The organism is Parabacteroides sp. 20_3 (assembly GCF_964238835.1).
Classification (GTDB): Bacteria; Bacteroidota; Bacteroidia; order Bacteroidales; family Tannerellaceae; genus Parabacteroides; species Parabacteroides distasonis.
This window is the reverse complement of the sequence record NZ_CAXSNO010000004.1, coordinates 1-19,271: the sequence shown is the minus strand read 5'-3', so window position 1 is coordinate 19,271 and position 19,271 is coordinate 1. Positions and strand designations below refer to the sequence as shown.

Annotated in this window: 16 protein-coding genes; 6 read left to right on the top strand and 10 right to left on the bottom strand. The window is 42.6% G+C overall.

What is annotated here, in order from left to right; translation table 11 throughout:
* Positions 1-159: 159 nt before the first annotated feature.
* The 6 genes from ACESPU_RS09080 to ACESPU_RS09055 form a co-directional block, all read right to left on the bottom strand.
* Complete coding sequence (locus ACESPU_RS09080; RefSeq protein WP_057327363.1) at positions 160-1,518, bottom strand: sulfatase; 1,359 nt, start codon at positions 1,516-1,518, stop codon at positions 160-162.
* Positions 1,511-3,094, bottom strand: a complete 1,584-nt coding sequence (locus tag ACESPU_RS09075; RefSeq protein ID WP_057327364.1) for a sulfatase — start codon at positions 3,092-3,094, stop codon at positions 1,511-1,513. Before ACESPU_RS09075 ends, ACESPU_RS09080 begins: the two co-directional genes overlap by 8 nt.
* Before the next feature lie 115 nt (positions 3,095-3,209).
* The gene (locus ACESPU_RS09070; protein WP_057327365.1) at positions 3,210-5,039 is read right to left on the bottom strand and encodes a RagB/SusD family nutrient uptake outer membrane protein; all 1,830 of its coding nucleotides are present in this window, start codon (positions 5,037-5,039) and stop codon (positions 3,210-3,212) included.
* 14 nt (positions 5,040-5,053) lie between these two features.
* Positions 5,054-8,554, bottom strand: coding sequence for a TonB-dependent receptor (locus ACESPU_RS09065; RefSeq protein WP_005854446.1), 3,501 nt, complete (start codon positions 8,552-8,554; stop codon positions 5,054-5,056).
* 139 nt (positions 8,555-8,693) lie between these two features.
* Positions 8,694-9,725: a FecR family protein gene (locus ACESPU_RS09060; protein WP_008773532.1), complete on the bottom strand. Its 1,032-nt coding sequence runs from the start codon at positions 9,723-9,725 to the stop codon at positions 8,694-8,696.
* Between the two features lie 73 nt (positions 9,726-9,798).
* Complete coding sequence (locus ACESPU_RS09055) at positions 9,799-10,383, bottom strand: RNA polymerase sigma-70 factor (protein WP_057327366.1); 585 nt, start codon at positions 10,381-10,383, stop codon at positions 9,799-9,801.
* A gap of 1,130 nt (positions 10,384-11,513) precedes the next feature.
* Between ACESPU_RS09055 and ilvD the strand changes: the two genes are divergently transcribed.
* Genes ilvD through ilvC form a run of 5 tightly spaced genes read left to right on the top strand, consistent with a single transcriptional unit; the run spans position 11,514 to position 17,481 of the window.
* Positions 11,514-13,349, top strand: a complete 1,836-nt coding sequence (gene ilvD / locus ACESPU_RS09050; protein ID WP_005864376.1) for a dihydroxy-acid dehydratase — start codon at positions 11,514-11,516, stop codon at positions 13,347-13,349.
* A gap of 33 nt (positions 13,350-13,382) precedes the next feature.
* On the top strand, positions 13,383-15,086 hold the full coding sequence (gene ilvB, locus ACESPU_RS09045) for a biosynthetic-type acetolactate synthase large subunit (protein ID WP_048927571.1): 1,704 nt from the start codon (positions 13,383-13,385) through the stop codon (positions 15,084-15,086).
* Positions 15,087-15,101: 15 nt separating this feature from the next.
* Entirely contained in the window at positions 15,102-15,656 is a 555-nt protein-coding gene (gene ilvN, locus ACESPU_RS09040; protein WP_008780057.1) for an acetolactate synthase small subunit, read from the top strand.
* A 6-nt stretch (positions 15,657-15,662) separates the two neighbouring features.
* Positions 15,663-16,388 (top strand): acyl-[acyl-carrier-protein] thioesterase, encoded by a 726-nt coding sequence (locus ACESPU_RS09035; RefSeq protein ID WP_005864388.1) that lies wholly within the window; start codon positions 15,663-15,665, stop codon positions 16,386-16,388.
* A gap of 49 nt (positions 16,389-16,437) precedes the next feature.
* Positions 16,438-17,481: a ketol-acid reductoisomerase gene (gene ilvC, locus ACESPU_RS09030; RefSeq protein ID WP_005864389.1), complete on the top strand. Its 1,044-nt coding sequence runs from the start codon at positions 16,438-16,440 to the stop codon at positions 17,479-17,481.
* Between the two features lie 69 nt (positions 17,482-17,550).
* Here ilvC and ACESPU_RS09025 read toward each other — a convergent pair whose 3' ends face one another.
* From ACESPU_RS09025 to ACESPU_RS09010, 4 genes are all read right to left on the bottom strand, one after another.
* The gene (locus ACESPU_RS09025) at positions 17,551-17,892 is read right to left on the bottom strand and encodes a type II toxin-antitoxin system RelE/ParE family toxin (RefSeq protein ID WP_008773528.1); all 342 of its coding nucleotides are present in this window, start codon (positions 17,890-17,892) and stop codon (positions 17,551-17,553) included.
* Positions 17,862-18,095, bottom strand: coding sequence for a hypothetical protein (locus ACESPU_RS09020; RefSeq protein WP_008773527.1), 234 nt, complete (start codon positions 18,093-18,095; stop codon positions 17,862-17,864). Before ACESPU_RS09020 ends, ACESPU_RS09025 begins: the two co-directional genes overlap by 31 nt.
* 119 nt (positions 18,096-18,214) lie before the next feature.
* Positions 18,215-18,556 carry a type II toxin-antitoxin system RelE/ParE family toxin gene (locus ACESPU_RS09015; protein WP_044546937.1) on the bottom strand — a complete coding sequence of 114 codons (342 nt, stop codon included), beginning with the start codon at positions 18,554-18,556 and terminating at the stop codon, positions 18,215-18,217.
* A complete protein-coding gene (locus ACESPU_RS09010) occupies positions 18,523-18,759 on the bottom strand; it encodes a hypothetical protein (protein WP_057327368.1) in 237 nt (78 codons plus the stop codon). The genes ACESPU_RS09015 and ACESPU_RS09010 overlap by 34 nt, the downstream gene beginning before the upstream one ends.
* Positions 18,760-18,981: 222 nt before the next feature.
* On the opposite strand from ACESPU_RS09010, the gene ACESPU_RS09005 reads away from it, so the two are divergent.
* The coding region (locus ACESPU_RS09005) for a hypothetical protein (RefSeq protein WP_373133298.1) at positions 18,982-19,271 on the top strand (290 nt) is incomplete at its 3' end.

The window sequence follows — 19,271 nt, the reverse complement described above, 5'->3', positions numbered from 1 at the left end:
ATAAAAAACTGCGATTTTAAAGCAAAATATGTATAAAGATGATGTTTTTGTATAGTAGGAAACTTTATAAAAGACTTTTCTCTCTAAAAATAAAATCAGTGAATTTGCTTCTTGAAAAATAAGAGAAACAAATTCACCGAATAGTATAAGACATATAGTTTACTTTTGGTCGAAGATACTCTTAGCAATCTTTAATGAAGCTTTATGTGCATTGGCCAACATGGTTAATTCCTGTACAATATCCGGATGTTCTTCTGCTATATTGTATAATTCTCCAGGGTCAGTACCTAAATCATATAAAACAGGTTTATCATATACGATTTTATCCGTTGCTCCATAAGCTGGTCTATAAGAGAAATGGGCTTTATATTTACCTTTTCGAATCGCGTATAATTCACTGCCTCTGTAAAAGTAAAACACATCGCGTTTACAAGTAGACTTATCTTTTAATACATTTAGCAAGCTGATTCCATCATAATGCCGATCTGAAGGCAATGGAATTCCTGCTATCTCACAAAATGTAGGTAGTAAGTCTAATGTACTAGCCATATCCGTTATATATCCCGGTTTAACCATTGCTCCCCACATAATACATGGAACGCGGAACCCTCCTTCGAACATGGAAGCTTTGCCATCCTTTAACGGACCCGGTGATCCTCCTTCTTGTTTACATAAAAGCCATGGCCCATTATCAGATGTGAAAATAACCAATGTGTTTTTATCTAATCCTTCAGATTTTAATGTTTGCAAGATTTGTCCTACACTCCAATCCAGTTCCTCTACGGTGTCACCATATTTGCCTCTGGCTGATTTACCTTGAAAGTCAGTAGAGGCATATACAGGCATATGAGGCATAGGGTGTGCTAAATACAAGAAAAAAGGCGAATTCTCATTTGATTTAATGTAGCGGATAGCAGCTTTCGTCACTTGTTGCGTTAAATTATATTGTTGGGGCTCCCTTTCCAGCTCTTTTTCTTGTTCATAAATAATATATTCATAAGGATATTTTGTGTTGCCTAATTTAATTTGTTCCTTCCGGCTCATATCATTGGAATAAGGATAACCGTAAAAATAGTCAAAGCCATGACGTAATGGCATGTATTCTGGTAAATGTCCTAAATGCCATTTACCTATGCAAGCCGTATGATATCCGGCTTGTTTCAGCAGTTCTGCGATCGTTAGTTCCTCAGAAGGCAATCCCCCTTTGGAATCAGGAAACAGGACTCTGCGTTGATCTCCATACATTCCGGTACGGACTCCTAGGCGGCCTGTTAATAATCCGGCACGGCTAGGAGAGGAGACTGATGCTGAAACGTAAAAACTACTCCATTTTTGTCCTTCTATAGCCATCCGGTCGATATTCGGGGTTTTTATCGTAGGACTTCCGAAACAAGATAAGTCTCCATATCCCATATCATCACAATTGATAACTATGATATTGGGCTTTGTCGGTTGACTATGCCCGTCATACGAGGCTAAAACTCCTGTAATGTACAGTATATATTTAATTTTATTCATGGATTAATTGTTTATTAAACGACATGGCATTCGTGTCTTGATATTGTTTTTGTAAACGTATAAGCTCCTTTTCCAGTTGATGAGTGATATTCTCATATCCTGTTTTTCCATACAAGTTGTTCATCTCCATAGGATCTTCTTGTAGATCAAATAATTCCCATTTATCGATATCGTTATAAAAATGAATTAATTTATAACGTTCTGTGCGTACGCCATAATGACGTTTAACAGAATGCTCCGCAGGGTACTCATAAAAGTGGTAATAGAGTGATTTACGCCAGTTCTCAACTTTTTCTCCACGTAACAGAGGCAAAAAGGAAACACCATGCATATCGGATGGGATTTGGATTCCTGCTAAATCTAGGATAGTCGGTCCGTAATCAATGTTTTGGACAAACTCACCGATATCTCCTTTCTTTCCTCCCGGCAAACGAATTAATAAAGGAGTCCGGAAAGATTCCTCATACATGAAACGTTTATCGAACCATCCGTGTTCTCCCATATAGAATCCTTGGTCGGAAGTGTAGACAATCATTGTGTTTTCTAATAATCCTGTCTTTTCTAAATAATTCAATAATACTCCAATATTTCTGTCTATGGAATGGATGACACGTAAATAGTCTCGCATATATTGTTGATATTTCCATTCAGATAGTTGCTTACCAGAAAGTTTGTCTTTCTTGAATTTCTGAATGATTGGATCATAATGAGCATCCCAAGCAGCTTTCTCTTCGGGTGTCATACTGTTATACATGCTGCGTCCGGCATTCTCTAACCCTGTAGTTGTATGGATTTCATTTTCTTTATCAGCCATTTTTAAATCATAGACTAAATCCATATCTTTTATGATACTCATCTTTTGCTCATGAGCGGCTTGACGACCGTTGTAGTCGTCATAAAAATTGGCTGGTAACTCGAATGTCGTATCGCTGAAAAGTTGTAAATCACAAGTATCGGGCATCCATGTACGATGAGGAGCTTTGTGATGGAGTAACAAGCAGAAAGGCTTATTTTTATCATGTATATTCTCCATCCAGTCGATTGCTTTTTCTGTGATGACGTTGGTAACATAGCCTTTTGATGGGACCTGTTTCCCGTTTTTGATAAATGGAGCGTTGTAATAAATGCCTTGACCTATTAAAATTTCCGAATAATCAAATCCGGTAGGAGCGGAAGTTAGATGCCACTTTCCGATTATTGCTGTTTCATATCCGGCTTTTTGTAAAAGTTTGGGGTATGTTTGCTGGGAACCATCAAATGTGGAACTGTTATCAGTGAAACCATTAGCATGACTATGTTTACCGGTTAATATACAGGCTCGACTAGGTCCACTGATGGAATTGGCAACAAAGCTATTGGTGAAACGTACTCCCTCGTTTGCCAGTCGGTCTATATTGGGAGTTTGTATGAAGCGTTTATCATAAGCACTGATTGTCTGGTAAGAATGATCGTCAGACATGATATAGATGATATTCATCGGCTTTTTTCCTGCTATCTGCTCTGAATCTGTTTTTTTGATGTTGCAGGAAGTCGTAGCTATTAAAGCAGAGAATGTGAATAATAATTCTTTTTTCATTATTTAGACTTTTATTGTGTTCGTGATTAAGGTATTTGTTTATTACAGGGTTTAGCCTAAAGTTTGTGAGGAAAGACTTTCTCTTTTATTAGGCTAAATCCTGTAATCAAGTAAATTACCAACCGGGGTTTTGGACCCATTGGTTACCTGTAAGCGATAGCATACGAGGTTGTATGGGTAATAAATAATCTCGTTCCGGATTGAATTGCCATCCGTTAGGATAATGCTTATTATTGAACGGTATGATATAGCGTTTGGAGTCGGAGGGCGTACCTGTTAAGAAAAGATTTTCACCTTCTTGCAGGCTTTCTCCATAAGCGGTTTCCAAAGAACTCCCTTTGAATAATGCACCTGTTGGAGTTTTTCCAATAATGAGGATGTCTGCGGCGGCCCAGCGCAAGATATCTTGAAGCCGGCTTCCCTCTAAAGCTTTTTCTATGCGTCGTTCTCTTCGTACTGCTTGTATATATTTATCCAATTTATTAAACGGGTAATCGGGATCGGTATTGAACTCTCTGTCGAAATCCATCTCGGGCATGCCCACACGCTCTCGAAGTGGCCTTAAGGCTTCTTTTATTTTGCTAGCGTTAGCCGCACCATCTAATTCTGCCAGAGCCTCAGCGTAGTTTAATAAAATATCGGCGTAACGGAATTGTATAGCTGGCGCTTGGCTTTTGCCTTCCCCATCTATAGTAGGAATATAAGTCGTATTATATTCTACGTATTTTAGGATAGAATAACCTGTCGTATTTTGATTCCGGCTTTCCTCATTCAAAGGAGGAAGTTTGAATACGAATTCTCCATTTGGACGTAAATCTTGTCCTGGCATGCAAATGGTCTGGGATAATCGTGGGTCTCGTAAGTCCGGACTCAATTCGTCCCCGTATATTACCTTCGCTTTGTCTCGTTCGGAACCGACAAAAGGCTTTCCTTCTTTCGTCAAATAATCATCAACAAGAGAAGCGGATGCCCCACAAGTGCCACCTCCTTTATTTAAATAACGTGTTACGGAATGGCCGATGTTATTGGCAGCATCATATTTCTTCCACCATAAAACTTCTGGATTATGTGAGAGATCCAAAGTGATGAACAAGTCTCGATAAGCGGTATTGGGATTCCCTTTTGAGATGCTCCATACCCCTTCGTCTATTACATCTTTAGCGACATCTGCGGCTTGCCGTAGATAAGAGTTGATTTTCTCATCAGTTACTTTTTTATCATAGAATGGCGTGTTTTTCGCACGATGGTATTTCTCCCAAGTACCTTCAAATAAAGCGACCTCACTCTTAAGCGCTCTTGCTACATCTTTGTGTACACGCATTGTCGAGCTATTGGTTTGAGTGTTTAGATGCTCGATCGCTATATCTAAATCCGCCAATATACTATCAGCGACCTCAAGCCTACTGTTTCGGGGACGTTCCATCTGTTCTTGAATCGGATCTAATACTTTCGTTAACCAAGTGACTTCTCCATAATTAACGAATAACCTATAATAATAGCAGGCTCTGAAGAAATAAGCTTCTCCGATGCATTGCTCCATTTCCGGACCGATCTCCTCGCAATTATCGAGGTTGTTGATTAAGAAGTTTAGACTTCTGATATGTTTATACTCTGTTAATTCGACAGCGGAACTTAATGTGGTTTCTCCCGCAAGACGTGTGTCTATTACATTACTCTGCATATTATCGCTATTCAAGTCCCCAAAGGCGATGCCCGTTGGATTTCCAATGCTGTTAGATTGTACCTTTATGGCAGAGTTTGCCACATCTTTGTCATTAATTTTAAGAGTTGATTCATAAAACTGATTCAGATACTTGGTGATTTCTGTTGTACTGGTGAAAGAATTGACAGAAGACAATTCTCCTTCCGGATATTTATCCATGTCGAAACAGCTACTTAGCCCTAATAGACATAGGGAAACCATTGATAGATATATTCTTTTCATAAATAAATTACGCTTTATAGATTAACAATAACTCCGATAGATAACACTTTATTCATTGGATAATTCTTTCCGGCCTCACTGGTATAGTCATTACCTGTAAAAATAGCTTCCGGGTCAAACATGGAAGGAAGCTTGGTAAATGTTAGAAGATTCTCTCCAGAGAAAAACACTTGTGCTTTGCTCAACCCAATTTTCTGGCTCCATGAATTAGGCAGATCATAACTAATTGTCAGATTTTTCAAACGGCAATAAGCGGCACTTTGCATGTATCTGTCACTTTTTTGTGAGGTCTTATTTCGAAACTGATTGATACTTCCTGCTGCTCCTGTATAAGGATTGGGATAATAGGCGTCTGGATTCTCTGGAGTCCAATAATCTAGATGATCGTTGAATACCGTGACTTGTGCATAAGCTCCCGATCCCCAAAAGTAAACGGTTCCTAGATCTGGAGACCAATTACGTTTTCCTATGCCTTGGAACATCATGCTAAGGGAAATTCCTTTCCATGAAATGGAACCATTAAGCGTATATTGATATCGAGGAGTCGTATTCCCGATAACACACATATCACCCATATCTTCCAATGTGTTATTTCCATTGTTGATCTTTTTGTCGTTATTTAAATCCATATATTTAACATCTCCCGGCATCCATTTTTGACCGGATAAGAAAGATAAATCGTATGTGTTATTATATGTGTCAGCTTCTTCTTGGGTCTGGAGTAGCCCAGAGGCTTTGTATCCCCAAATCTCACCGACTTTCTTCCCTACATACCAATTATCTTGAGGATTGGTCCCTGTCGGATTTTCATAAGCTGTAACTTCGGATGTCGCGTCAGCTAAAGAGCCTCCTATTGAATAATGAATATCCTTCCCGATTTTTCCTCGGTATTGCAGGCTAAGTTCCCATCCCCGGTTTCTCATCCTTGCGTTATTCGTATTGGGAGCCTCTGCTCCAAAGAAATCTGCAAGGTCGGCACTTGGTCCTAACATATCTTTTGTATCCCGCTGGAATACATCGAAGGTGCCGGTGAGAGCGTTGTTAAAGAACCCGAAGTCAAGGCCAAGATTCTTACTTTCCACTTTTTCCCAAGTTGTAAAAGGATCAATAACTCCAGGGGCGTTTATGTACATATCTCTTCCATCTTGAAAATACCAATTACCTAACGGCTGGATTCCCATGATTGAGGTAAAAGTATAAAGTCCGGCTCCGCTTTGATTCCCTAATAGTCCCCAAGAGGCTCGTAACTTTAGATTAGATAATACCTCTAAAGATTTTTCCATGAAAGACTCACGTGTAATATTCCATCCTAAAGAGACCGAAGGGAAAAATCCCCATCTATGATCTGAGGCAAAACGAGAAGAACCATCGTAGCGTCCATTCACTTCTAATAAATAGCGTCCGTCATAATCATAGTTAATACGTCCGAAAAATCCTCGGGTAGCCCATCCGTTTCGAGTATCTGTCGTGGATTTTTCTCCTGTGCCAAGATTGAGGCCCGGATTATTGGTGGAGATCATGTCGGTTACAGACTCATATAAATAGCTATATGCGTAATTTTCTTCTTGGTAACCAGCCATAACGGTGAAATTATGTTTATCGGCCAAAGAGAACATATAGTTTGAGTATAGATTAATTGATTGATATTGGCTTAAGGCGGATGAACGGGTGAATTGCCCATTCTCCATCACGCCTAATTCTTGCCTTGTCCCTTTGTATAAGGTCTCGTTATCCGCTCCCGGGATCATCGGGGCTACGTTGAGCGCCTCATAATTCTCATTATTTTGCCGGTACGTATAGTCGAAGAATATTCTCCAGTTCTTGATTGGTTGTGCTTCGAGACCACCAGTCAGTGTCAGATTATTTTTCTGTGTATTTGTATACGTGCCACTTTGTAAATAGGGAATCATTGTAAGCTCCGTAAAATGACCATTAGGATCGATTGGGCTTATGGTAGGACGGAAGCGAGCTAATGAATGATAAAAGCCTTCAGATAAGGCCCCTTTACCAAAAGGTGTGTCATTATCCGAGTTCATGAATTTAGTATTAACTTTCAAATTTAGCCAGTCCGTAATTTGAGAGGCGATATTTGCATTGAAATTTAAGCGTTTATATTTTATGTCCGCATATCTTAAAATACCATCTTCCGTATACATTCCGGTAGAGATATAATATTGCGCTTTTTTGCCACCTCCACTGAGACTCAAATTATGGTTTTGTTTGAATGCGGAGTTCTTGTAATGTAAATCAAAGTAATCCACATTGCCCAAACCCTTTGGTGTGTTTTCGAATGCTCCTACTAGATTATTTTCTCCATTAAGCTCTGCCCAAGGATTTACGCTAGCAGGATCTTTCATGTACTGCTGAAGTTGCTGTAATTTTTCCGGGTTATATTGCTTGATTACGTTAGCATTGGTACAAGCTTGATTGAAAAAAGTCGCATAGTCATAAGCATTAGCCATTTCCGGCATTACAGTAGGGGAACTCCATCCTACGGTACCTTGATAACTGATGCGCATCTTACCTTCTTCACCTTTTTTCGTCGTAACTAAAATTACGCCATAAGCGGCACGGGCGCCATAAATAGCGGCGGAAGCGGCATCTTTTAAGACGGAAATCGATTCAATATCATTGGGGTTTACATCTGCCAAATCCATCTCTACACCGTCTACTAATACATAAGGATTCGCTGTGTTCGCTAAATTTCCTTGTCCTCGTAAACTCAAGGCTCCACTAGCTCCCGGGCGACCTGAGTTGGAGTTGGATACGGTTAATCCGGGTACTAATCCTTGTAAACTTTGAGTTGCGTTAGCTACTGGGCGTTGGCTGAGTTCTTCGCCTTTTACGGCAGAAACAGATCCAGTAAGGTTTACCTTTTTCTGTACACCGTATCCAACAACTACTATCTCATCTAACTTCTGGGTGTCTTCCGTCATTGTAACCTGTAAGGAGGTTTCTTCCTTGACTGTTATTTGTTTGTCGGAAAAACCGATATAAGAGATATTTAAGATGGCATTTTCGGTAATTATTAATTCAAATTTTCCATCCAAATCCGTAATGGAACCGTTTGTTGTACCCTGCTCAATTACATTTGCTCCGATGATTGGTAAACCGTCAGGGTCTACAACTGTTCCTGTTATTTTTCTTGTCTTTCTCGGAGCTTGCGGTGAAGAAGATGATTTAACTGTTAATACAATCATATTATTGGCCTCTTTTTTATAGGATATTTCCGTATTGGCTAATAAGAGGCTCATGACTTCATCAATGTTTTTATCCTGTACGGATATTGACGTTTTGTGATCTAGGTTACTTAGATCACTGTTATAGAAGAATTTGTATTCCCCCGCCTTTTCTATCTCTTTTAATATGTGACGGATGGATTGGTCTTGTACATCCAGTGAAATTTGGGCATAAAGTGAAGGAGCCAAGATTAAACTACTGAATAGTGCCAGACCGACTGTTTTGATTGACCGTATTTTTATGTATTGTGATACACGGACAAGTTTTTTTTTCATACTTTTGTATTCTATGGATATTAGTACTTGCGCTTGCTATTTGCGAGATACCTAAGCGCGGTTAACTGATTTCTTTTTCGGGGGGAAATGCCTAGCATTTCTACCCCGATTTTTTACGGGCTTTTCATGAAATTGCTATTTACTGTTTTAATACTCTGTTATATAACTCTTTTTTGTCGTTGTTCTCATACAAAATAACCACACTGTCTTTTATCTCGTAGGCTAATGGTGAGGTAAGAGACAATAAATGTAAGATGCTCGCTAGACTGGTATTCCCGGGCTTACCTGTAAAACGATAACTCTTTAAGGCCTCAGATTTAAATACGATCTGGGTATTGTAATAACGTTCCAGCGTATGAGCAATCTCGCTGAATGGTGTTGACTCAAAATTCAATGTATTGTACATCCAACTGGAGTAATCTAAACTATTGTCAACTCTGTTTTTCCCCAGTATGCTAGAGTGTTTATTGAAAATAGCTTGTTCATTAGGCAACAGGTCTACATGGTTATCGTTTGCGGTTACTTCTACTTTCCCGGTCATTAATACAACGGATATGTGCTCTTCCGTGTTATAGTTCTTTACGTTAAAACTGGTTCCTAAAGCTTTTACGGATACCTTTCCCGATTGAACGATAAAAGGACGTTTAGCATCGGGCTTGACTTCAAAATAAGCTTCGCCTTCTAGATTCAGAACCCGTTCATCTGCATTAAAACGGCTTCCATAAGATAACTTTGAATCTGAATTTATCCATCCTTTTGAACCATCAGGCAATGTTATATTCGCTTTTTGTCCTTTCTCGACAGCGACAATCATGTCCATCGGTTCTCGCTGTTTATCCATTGCATAATGATAGGTGACAATACTTGTTGTTATGAGCAATAGGATAATTGCTGTGATACGTAGCGCATAATGGAAAAGTGAAGGGAGAGAAAGACTCATGAATGTCCTTTTCCCTGTTTCTTTAAAAAAGATTTGTTTACGGAGTTCGTCTAGTAAATGTTGTTTTACTGAAGGATCCATTTCCATCGGGGATTGCATCCATATATCATCAGCCCATGTGTCAAAAGCTTTTCGTTCTTTTAGCCATTCTATCAATAGCTTTATTTCCGATGGAGTTGCCTTATTCTCTAGGAACTTGTTAAATATATGTATGTAATCGTTTCTTTCCATTTTCCTCTGTCTTTATTCAGTATACAAATGACAGGGAGGTTTCCGTTATCGCATCCTGTGGATTTAGTATTCGTTAACTATTAAGGAGGCAACTTAAAGCTAAAAGTCCTAGGTCGTATTGGTCTTTTAACCTTTTGCGCAGAAAGGAGATGGCTTTGGTCAGTTGGGATTCCACGGTATTCTCTGATATCTGCAATTGGTCTGCTATCTCCCGGTTGGATAGGTGGGATTGTCTGCTTAGTTTATAAATTCTTTGCCTTCCTTCGGGCATTTGTTGTATTAAAGAATCAACGAATTCTTCTAGGAGATGATATTCTACGATCTCGTCCGTACCTCTGGCATAAGGAGTTCCGGGGTGGTCGATTTGTTGTTCTATATAGAGAATCTCCATCATTTTATGTTGGTAATGGTTAGTTAATAAGTTTTTTGCTATCGTACATAAATAGGCTCCAAAAGACAGTTTTGGGTCTAATTGTTCTCGATTTTTCCATACTTTAAGAAATACAGTTTGTACCATTTCCTCTGCCAAGTAGGAATCCTCATGAGAAATTTTCATGACAAAATTATATAATTTGCCACTCCAAACCGTGTAAAGATATTCAAAAGATGAACGATTACCCTTTCTAAGGTTCTCAATATGCTTGTTCCTCTCTCCCATGGATTAATCCATCAACAACTTTATGAATAGTCGCGATATTAGCTAATTTTCTTGAGGAGGGCAAATTTTATTTAAGAACTAGCTTGGAACTATATAAATTTCCTGTTTCGCTATTGGGGCTTTTTTATGAATTTTGGTGGGGATAGACTTTTCTATGTGAACCTTGTTGACGAAATGTCAAAGTGTTATTATTGCTCTCTGTGGGTGATGAATTATGGGGCGGGGGCTTGGTCGCACGGAAAAAACGCAAGCATTTGATGGTTGTGTAAATCAGAATGATGTTTGAATGCAGGTCTTGTTGGTCTTTTTTTATGATTGATGTTTGAAGAGCTGTCTATCGGTTGAGTATTTAAGGCTTTCTCTGTCTGAAAGTCATTTTGAAAATGTCTTTGCTTGAGCTGCTTCTAGCGTGGGTTATGCCGGATTTAGTCTTGATTTTAGGTGATTTTTATTCGAATGTTAACAAAATTTAGTCCGATACTAGATGAAATTTCTTCCTTATGTTCTTCAGAAAACTTCCTTATGTTTTTTCTAGAACACTATTATGAATTTTTTCAAGGCTATTTATAGTCTACAAGTGTTAATAAATATGTGATTTAGAGTTTATATGTATCTTTTTTATCGCTAGAATAGGATTTTCTTATGAGATACGTGTTATCGTAAGTCGTGTTATCTGATAAAAATGTTATCTGGAATCTGTTTTAGATAACATTTGTCTTTTTACTGTTTCTGTTTGGAAATCGAAGTTTTTTCCCTTCTATACCTTCCGATTCCTAAGTAATACACTCTTGCTCCTGTTAAAATGCAATCCTGAAATGGTATTTGCTTGAGAATTGAAAGAAAAATGAAGAATTTTCTTTTAAATCCTTTGCGCATATCAATTATTGTTCTACATTTGCAGCGTCAAACAAACAAAGACAATAAGAAAAGATGATGAACAACGTATTGCATATTATTCTCGTGGTGGTCCTTCTAGTCATTAGTAGGTAAGGAGAAAGGTGTGTAAGAAGTTGTGAAGTCGTAGAGATATTTCTTAAGCCTTTCTCCATATAGGGAAAGGCTTTTTTATTATAAATAAATCAAGGTAGAGGCGTGGATAAAGCGCTCTACGAACAAAAAATAGGAAAGAGATGAAGAATCCGTTAAGAAGCTCATTTAGCACCGAAGGTCGTAGGATGGCCGGAGCCCGTGCGCTATGGCGTGCCAACGGGATGAAAGAGGAACAGTTCGGCAAGCCTATTATCGCTATCGTAAATTCATTTACCCAGTTCGTGCCGGGGCATACGCATTTGCATGAGATCGGGCAACTGGTCAAGGCCGAGATCGAGAAACAAGGTTGTTTCGCCGCTGAATTTAATACGATCGCTATCGACGACGGTATCGCTATGGGGCACGATGGGATGCTTTACTCGCTTCCTTCACGCGACATTATCGCGGACAGCGTGGAATATATGGTAAATGCCCATAAGGCGGACGCTATGGTTTGCATCAGCAATTGCGATAAGATCACGCCGGGTATGCTTATGGCTTCCATGCGATTAAATATCCCGACGGTGTTCGTGTCCGGTGGCCCGATGGAGGCAGGTGAGCTGGATGGCCGCCATCTTGATTTGATCGATGCGATGATTGAGTCTGCCGATACATCGGTAAGCGATGAGCGTATCGAGCAGGTGGAACGCCATGCGTGTCCGGGTTGCGGTTGTTGTTCCGGTATGTTTACCGCTAACTCTATGAACTGCTTGAACGAGGCGATCGGTCTGGCGCTTCCGGGTAACGGGACGATCGTGGCTACCCATAAGAACCGTATCCAACTTTTCCGTGACGCGGCTAAGCAAATCGTTGAGAACGCTTACAAATACTATCGTGACGGGGATGATTCCGTGTTACCTCGCAACATCGCTACCCGTCAGGCTTTCTTGAACGCCATGTCGCTGGATATCGCCATGGGGGGGTCTACCAATACAGTGCTTCACTTATTGGCCGTGGCACAAGAAGCTGGCGCCGATTTTCATATGGAGGATATCGATATGTTATCCCGCAAGACTCCTTGCCTGTGTAAGGTAGCCCCGAATACGCACACTTATCATGTACAAGACGTAAACCGTGCCGGTGGAATCCTCGGTATCATGAACGAGTTGATGAAAGCCGGGCTTGTGGATGGCAGCACGAGACGTGCGGACGGCCTGACCTTGGCCGAGGCTGTTGATAAATACGCCGTCACTTCCCCGAACGTAACGGAGGAGGCGATCCGTAAATACAAGAGCGCTCCCGCTCATCGGTTCAGTATCCAGATGGGTTCCCAAGAATCTTATTATAAGGAATTAGATACGGATCGTGCCGAAGGTTGTATCCGTGACGTGGAGCACGCTTATTCCAAGGATGGCGGCTTGGCTGTTTTGAGAGGGAATATCGCCTTGGACGGATGTGTCGTAAAAACCGCCGGTGTGGATGAGAGTATTTGGAAATTCTCCGGCCCGGCGAAAGTCTTCGATTCACAGGATGCCGCTTGCGAGGGCATTTTAGGAGGCAAGGTCGTTTCAGGCGATGTGGTCGTCATCACGTATGAGGGTCCGAAAGGGGGGCCGGGAATGCAAGAGATGTTATATCCTACTTCTTATATAAAGAGCCGTCACTTAGGTAAGGAGTGCGCCTTGATCACGGATGGTCGTTTCAGTGGCGGTACGTCCGGTCTTTCTATCGGGCATATCTCTCCCGAGGCCGCTTCCGGTGGCGCTATCGGACTGGTGAGAGACGGGGATATCATCGAGATCAATATCCCGGAACGTTCCATCAACGTGCGGTTGAGCGACGAGGAGTTGGCCGAGCGCCGTAAGGCGGAAGAGGCACGTGGAAAGAAAGCCTTTACGCCGCCGACGCGTCAGCGTGAGGTCTCGAAAGCGTTGAGAGCGTACGGGAAGATGGTTAGCTCCGCCGATAAGGGAGGTGTAAGGATTGTTGAAGATTAAAGCCAATAATATACATTAAACACGTTATTTTTTATGGAGAAACAAAAGATAACCGGTTCGGAAGCTTTGCTGAAAGCGTTGATTGCTGAAGGAGTAGATACTATCTTCGGTTATCCCGGCGGACAGGCGATACCTATTTACGACAGTTTATATGATTATAGGGACCAGTTGAGGCATGTATTGGTGCGCCACGAGCAAGGCGCTACCCATGCGGCTCAAGGATATGCCCGTGTATCTGGCAAGGTAGGAGTGACGTTGGTTACTTCCGGCCCGGGCGCTACGAATACCATCACGGGTATCGCTGATGCGCTGATGGATAGTACGCCAATGGTCGTAATCGCCGGTCAAGTACCCTCGCCGTTGTTGGGAACCGATGCTTTTCAGGAAGTCGACGTGATTGGCATCACGCAACCGATCACGAAATGGGCTTATCAAATCCGCAAGCCGGAGGAGATCGCATGGGCTGTTTCTCGTGCTTTTTATATCGCTTCTACAGGCCGTCCGGGTCCAGTTGTGCTGGATTTAGCGAAGGATGCGCAAGTAGGGTTGGTGGAATATGAATATAAGAAGGTCGATTACGTACGTAGTTATCAACCGGAGCCGGATATCAATAAGGATCGTATCAAGGCCGCCGCCGATTTAATCAATGAGGCGAAGAAACCCTTCTGTCTGGTCGGGCAGGGAGTATTGTTAGGCGGTGCGGAAGAGGAATTGAAAGCGTTTCTCCAAAAGAATGATATACCTGCCGGATCTACGGTATTGGGCTTATCCGCGTTGCCAACCGATTTCCCATTGAACAAGGGAATGCTCGGCATGCATGGAAACGTAGGGCCGAACCGGAAAACGAATGAGTGTGATGTATTGATCGCTATCGGTATGCGTTTCGACGACCGTGTGACTGGCGATTTAAAGACATACGCTAAGCAAGCCAAGATTATCCATCTGGATATCGACAACTCGGAAATCGGCAAGAATGTTGCCGTGGACGTAAAGGTGCTGGGTAATGCCAAGCACACGATACCGATGATCACGGCGTTGCTGGAAGAACGTAAACGTCCGGAATGGAATGCCGAGTTCGATCGGGACGAGAAAGAGGAATACGATAAGGTAATCGAGAAGGAATTGTATCCGACCGAGGGCCAACTGAAAATGGGCGAGGTAGTCCGTAAGGTTTCCGAGGCGACCGGTAACGACGCTGTATTGGTGACCGACGTTGGGCAGAACCAGATGATGGGCGTCCGCTATTTCAAATATAAACAAACCCGTAGCGTGGTGACTTCCGGTGGTTTAGGTACGATGGGATTTGGTCTGCCGGCCGCTATGGGCGCTAAGTTCGGGGCTCCGGACCGTACGGTCTGCTTCTTTACCGGTGATGGGGGTATGCAGATGACGATTCAGGAATTGGGCACTATCATGCAGGAGAAACTGAATGTGAAGATTATCATTCTTAATAATAACTTCTTAGGGATGGTACGTCAGTGGCAAGAATTGTTCTTCCACGAGCGTTATTCAAACACCATCATGGAGAATCCGGATTTCGTGGCGATCGCTAAAGCCTATGGTATCGCCGGTCGTGCCGTTGAAAAGCGGGAGGAATTGGACGACGCTATCGCTGAGATGCTAAACCACGACGGCGCTTACGTGTTGGTCGCTAACGTGGAGACTTGCGGAATGGTATATCCGATGGTTCCTGCCGGGGGAAGCGTGACAAACATGATTATGGGAGACGAGAAATAAGGAGGAGATGAAGCTATGACAACAAAGAAATTATATACCGTTATTATCTTTTCAGAGAATATCGTAGGTCTTTTGAACCAGATAACGATTATCTTTACACGCCGACAGCTGAACATCGAGACTCTGTCCGTCTCTCCGTCCGCTATCAAGGGCATCCATAAGTTTACGATCACGACATTCGCCGATGAGGATATGATCGATAAGGTGGTGAAACAGATCGATAAACGTGTGGATATCTTGAAGGCTTATTATAATACGGATGAGGATTTGGTTTATCAAGAGATCGCTCTTTATAAGCTAAGTACCGAGCTTTTCATCAAGATGGGAACCGTGGAGGGATTGATCCGTAAATACAACGCTCGTATCTTGGAGATGAACGAGACCTGCGTGGTGTTGGAGAAGAGTGGCCACTATGACGAGACACAAGCCTTGTTCAATGAGTTGAGCGAGACGATCGGTGTCCTGCAATTCATCCGCTCCGGACGTGTGGCTATCACGAAGAGCAAGGTGGAGCGCTTGAGCGATATGTTGGCCGATATGGAGCGAAAGTTACATGAAAAGCAACAATAATAAGATATGGAGAAAGTAGGATTATTTCATTTCGTGGCGGAGCCGTATTTGATGGATTTCAGGGGACGTGTAACGCTCCCTATGATTGGTAACTATTTGATTCACGCCGCTTCCAGCCATGCCGGAGAGCGTGGGTTCGGTTTCAATGATATGTCGGAGCGTCATACGGCTTGGGTGTTGTCCCGTCTGGCTATCGAGATGAAGGAATATCCTACCGCCTTCGATAAGATTAATCTATACACTTGGATCGATGAGGTCGGACGCCTCTTCACCAGTCGTTGTTTCGAGCTGGCGGATGAGAATGGGAAAACCTTTGGATTCGCCCGTTCTATTTGGGCGGCTATCGACGTGGAGACCCGCCGTCCTACCTTATTGGATATAGAGGCATTGGGCAAATATATCGACGAGCGTCCGTGCCCGATCGAGAAGCCGGGCAAGATCATGCCGGCGGAGAATAAGGCGGAGGGAATCCCGTATTCGATCAAATACAGCGACTTGGATATCAACGGTCACTTCAATAGCGTGAAGTATATCGAGCATCTGCTGGATTTGTTCGATATCGACCAGTTCAAGACCCGTGAGATCGGCCGTCTGGAGATCGCCTACCAATCCGAGGGTAAACAAGGTATGCCGCTTACGCTTCATAAGGCGGAGTCCGCTCCCGATAAGCAAGACATGGCTATTTGCCATGAGGGAAAGGCGATCTGTCGTGCGGCGGTTACTTGGAGATAATAAAAGAGATACATAAATAGGTTTTTAAACATTAATAGTTAAAAAGAAAATGGCACAAATGAATTTTGGCGGTGTTGTAGAGAATGTAATGACCCGCGAGGAATTTCCGTTGGAAAAGGCAAGAGAGATATTAAAAGATGAGACAATCGCTGTTATCGGCTATGGCGTACAGGGACCGGGACAGTCATTGAACCTTCGTGACAATGGTTTCAACGTAATCGTTGGCCAGCGCCAAGGTAAGACTTACGATAAAGCGGTTGAGGACGGATGGGTTCCGGGTGAGACTCTGTTCGGTATCGAGGAGGCTTGCGACAAGGCCACGATCATCATGTGCTTGTTGTCCGACGCTGCCGTAATGTCTGTATGGCCTACGATGAAGCCTTATTTGACAGCTGGCAAGGCCCTGTATTTCTCTCATGGTTTCGCAATCACTTGGAACGATCGTACGGGCGTTGTTCCTCCTGCGGATATTGACGTGATCATGGTCGCTCCGAAGGGGTCTGGTACGTCTTTGCGTTCCATGTTCCTTGAGGGTCGTGGCTTGAACTCTTCTTTCGCTATCTATCAAGACGCTACTGGCAAGGCGATGGATCGTACGTTGGCGTTGGGTATCGGTATCGGTTCCGGCTACTTGTTCGAGACGACTTTCATCCGTGAGGCTACTTCCGATTTGACTGGTGAGCGTGGTTCTTTGATGGGCGCTATCCAAGGTTTGTTGTTGGCCCAGTATGAGGTATTGCGCGAGAATGGACATACTCCTTCCGAGGCTTTCAACGAGACGGTCGAGGAGTTGACTCAATCCTTGATGCCCTTATTCGCCAAGAATGGTATGGACTGGATGTACGCTAACTGCTCTACGACTGCCCAGCGTGGCGCTTTGGACTGGATGGGTCCGTTCCACGACGCAATCAAGCCGGTTGTCGAGAAATTGTATGCGAACGTAAAATGCGGTAACGAGGCTCAGATCTCTATCGACTCAAACTCTAAGCCGGATTATCGTGAGAAATTGGAGGCTGAATTGAAGGCGTTGCGCGAGAGCGAGATGTGGCAGACTGCTGTTACTGTACGCAAGCTTCGTCCGGAGAACAACTAATCCAATCTTAATCCTTATATATCAGCAAAAAGAGGCGGGTCACTTACGGGTGGCTCGCCTTTCTTTGTGTTATTCGATGTGGATATTCTTTGTTTTCTTGATCTTTCGCATGCTGGATGCTGAATGGACGATGTCCAGCACCTCGATGCGTTCCTCGGTGATGCGGTAGATGATAAGGTGTGAATCTAGGATGATGTTCCGGTACATGCGGCTTTTCGTGGTTAGGTGTCGGCATTCGGGGTAATAAGGATAGTCGTTTTCTAGTTTCTCGACTGTATTCAATATATGCTCAAGATATTTCCGGGCTTGGAACATACCGAATCGTTCTATGCCTTCCACGAAAGTCCTCTCAAGGCTTTCCTCGTAAATGGGAGAACCGATTACTTTTTTCCTTGATAGCTGTCCATCCATGATCTTATTCTTTGATGTACTTCTTCAATAGGATAGAACGGTCCCTTCTCAATCTCATGGATATGTTCCCGGATCTCTTCTTGGGTGAATTGCATCGGCTTGGTAGGATCCCACTTGGGCTTTGCGGGCTCGGTCTTGGCCTTACGTGTCTTTGCGGTCTTGGCCGTAGTTTCCTTGGCGGGGATGTTGCTTAATTTTGTCATAGTCGTAATCGTTATTAATTAGTACTGTGGCAAATGTATGGAATAATTTCCATGTAATAAGATATTTAATGAGTAAAAAAGAAGGCGGGTCACTTATGGGTGGCTCGCCTTTCTTCGTGTTATTCGATGTGGATATTCCTAGTCTTCTTGATCTTTCGCATGCTGGATGCTGAATGGACGATGTCCAGCACCTCGATGCGTTCCTCGGTGATGCGGTAGATGATAAGGTGTGAATCTAGGATGATGTTCCGGTACATGCGGCTTTTCGTGGTTAGGTGTCGGCATTCGGGATAATAAGGATAGGTTTGGTCTAACTCGTATAAGATGGATTTTATCTTGTTAGCGTATAATTCCGCTTGGTAGAATCCAAATAAGTCAAGGCCTTGAACATATACATTATCGTAACTTTCCCAAAATAAACTACTGGTTATAACCTGCTTTTGAGTAGGTCTTGCTTCCATGCCTCAAAACGTTTAAAACCTTCATCTAGGGTCATGAACGGCCCCTTCTCAATCTCATGGATATGTTCCCAGATCTCTTCTTGGGTGAATTGCATCGGCTTGGTAGGATCCCACTTGAGCTTTGCGGGTCCGGTCTTGGTCTTACGTGTCTTTGCGGTCTTGGCCGTAGTTTCCTTGGCGGGGATGTTGCTTAATTTTGTCATAGTCGTAACTGTTATTTATTAGTACAGTGGCAAATGTATGGAATAATTTCCATGTAATAAGATATTTGGTAAGGAAAAAAGTAGGTCTATAGGATTAACTCATTACCCAGTTGTAGAGACGGGGCGTGCCCCGTCTCCATCCCCTCAAAATGGTATTCAAATTTATTTATGTCACATAACCGCTATTTTTAATCGCTTATCCGCTATATACGCACAATAAGCATGAATTTTGGGGTGTGGGGTGTGCAGGTCTTTATTACATATTTTTTTATTTCTTATATTTACTACGTCTTATACATTAAAAGAGTATATGAAAATCATATGATAATGTGTGATAGATATATGATGTTAACCTTTTTTATCAGTATGCGCTTGGTAAATCGGAATAATTGTCTAGCAAGCAAGCAAGCAAGCAAGCAAGCAAGCAAGCAAGCAAGCAAGCAAGCAAGCAAGCAAGCAAGCAAGCAAGCAAGCAAGCAAGCAAGCAAGCAAGCAAGCAAGCAAGCAAGCAA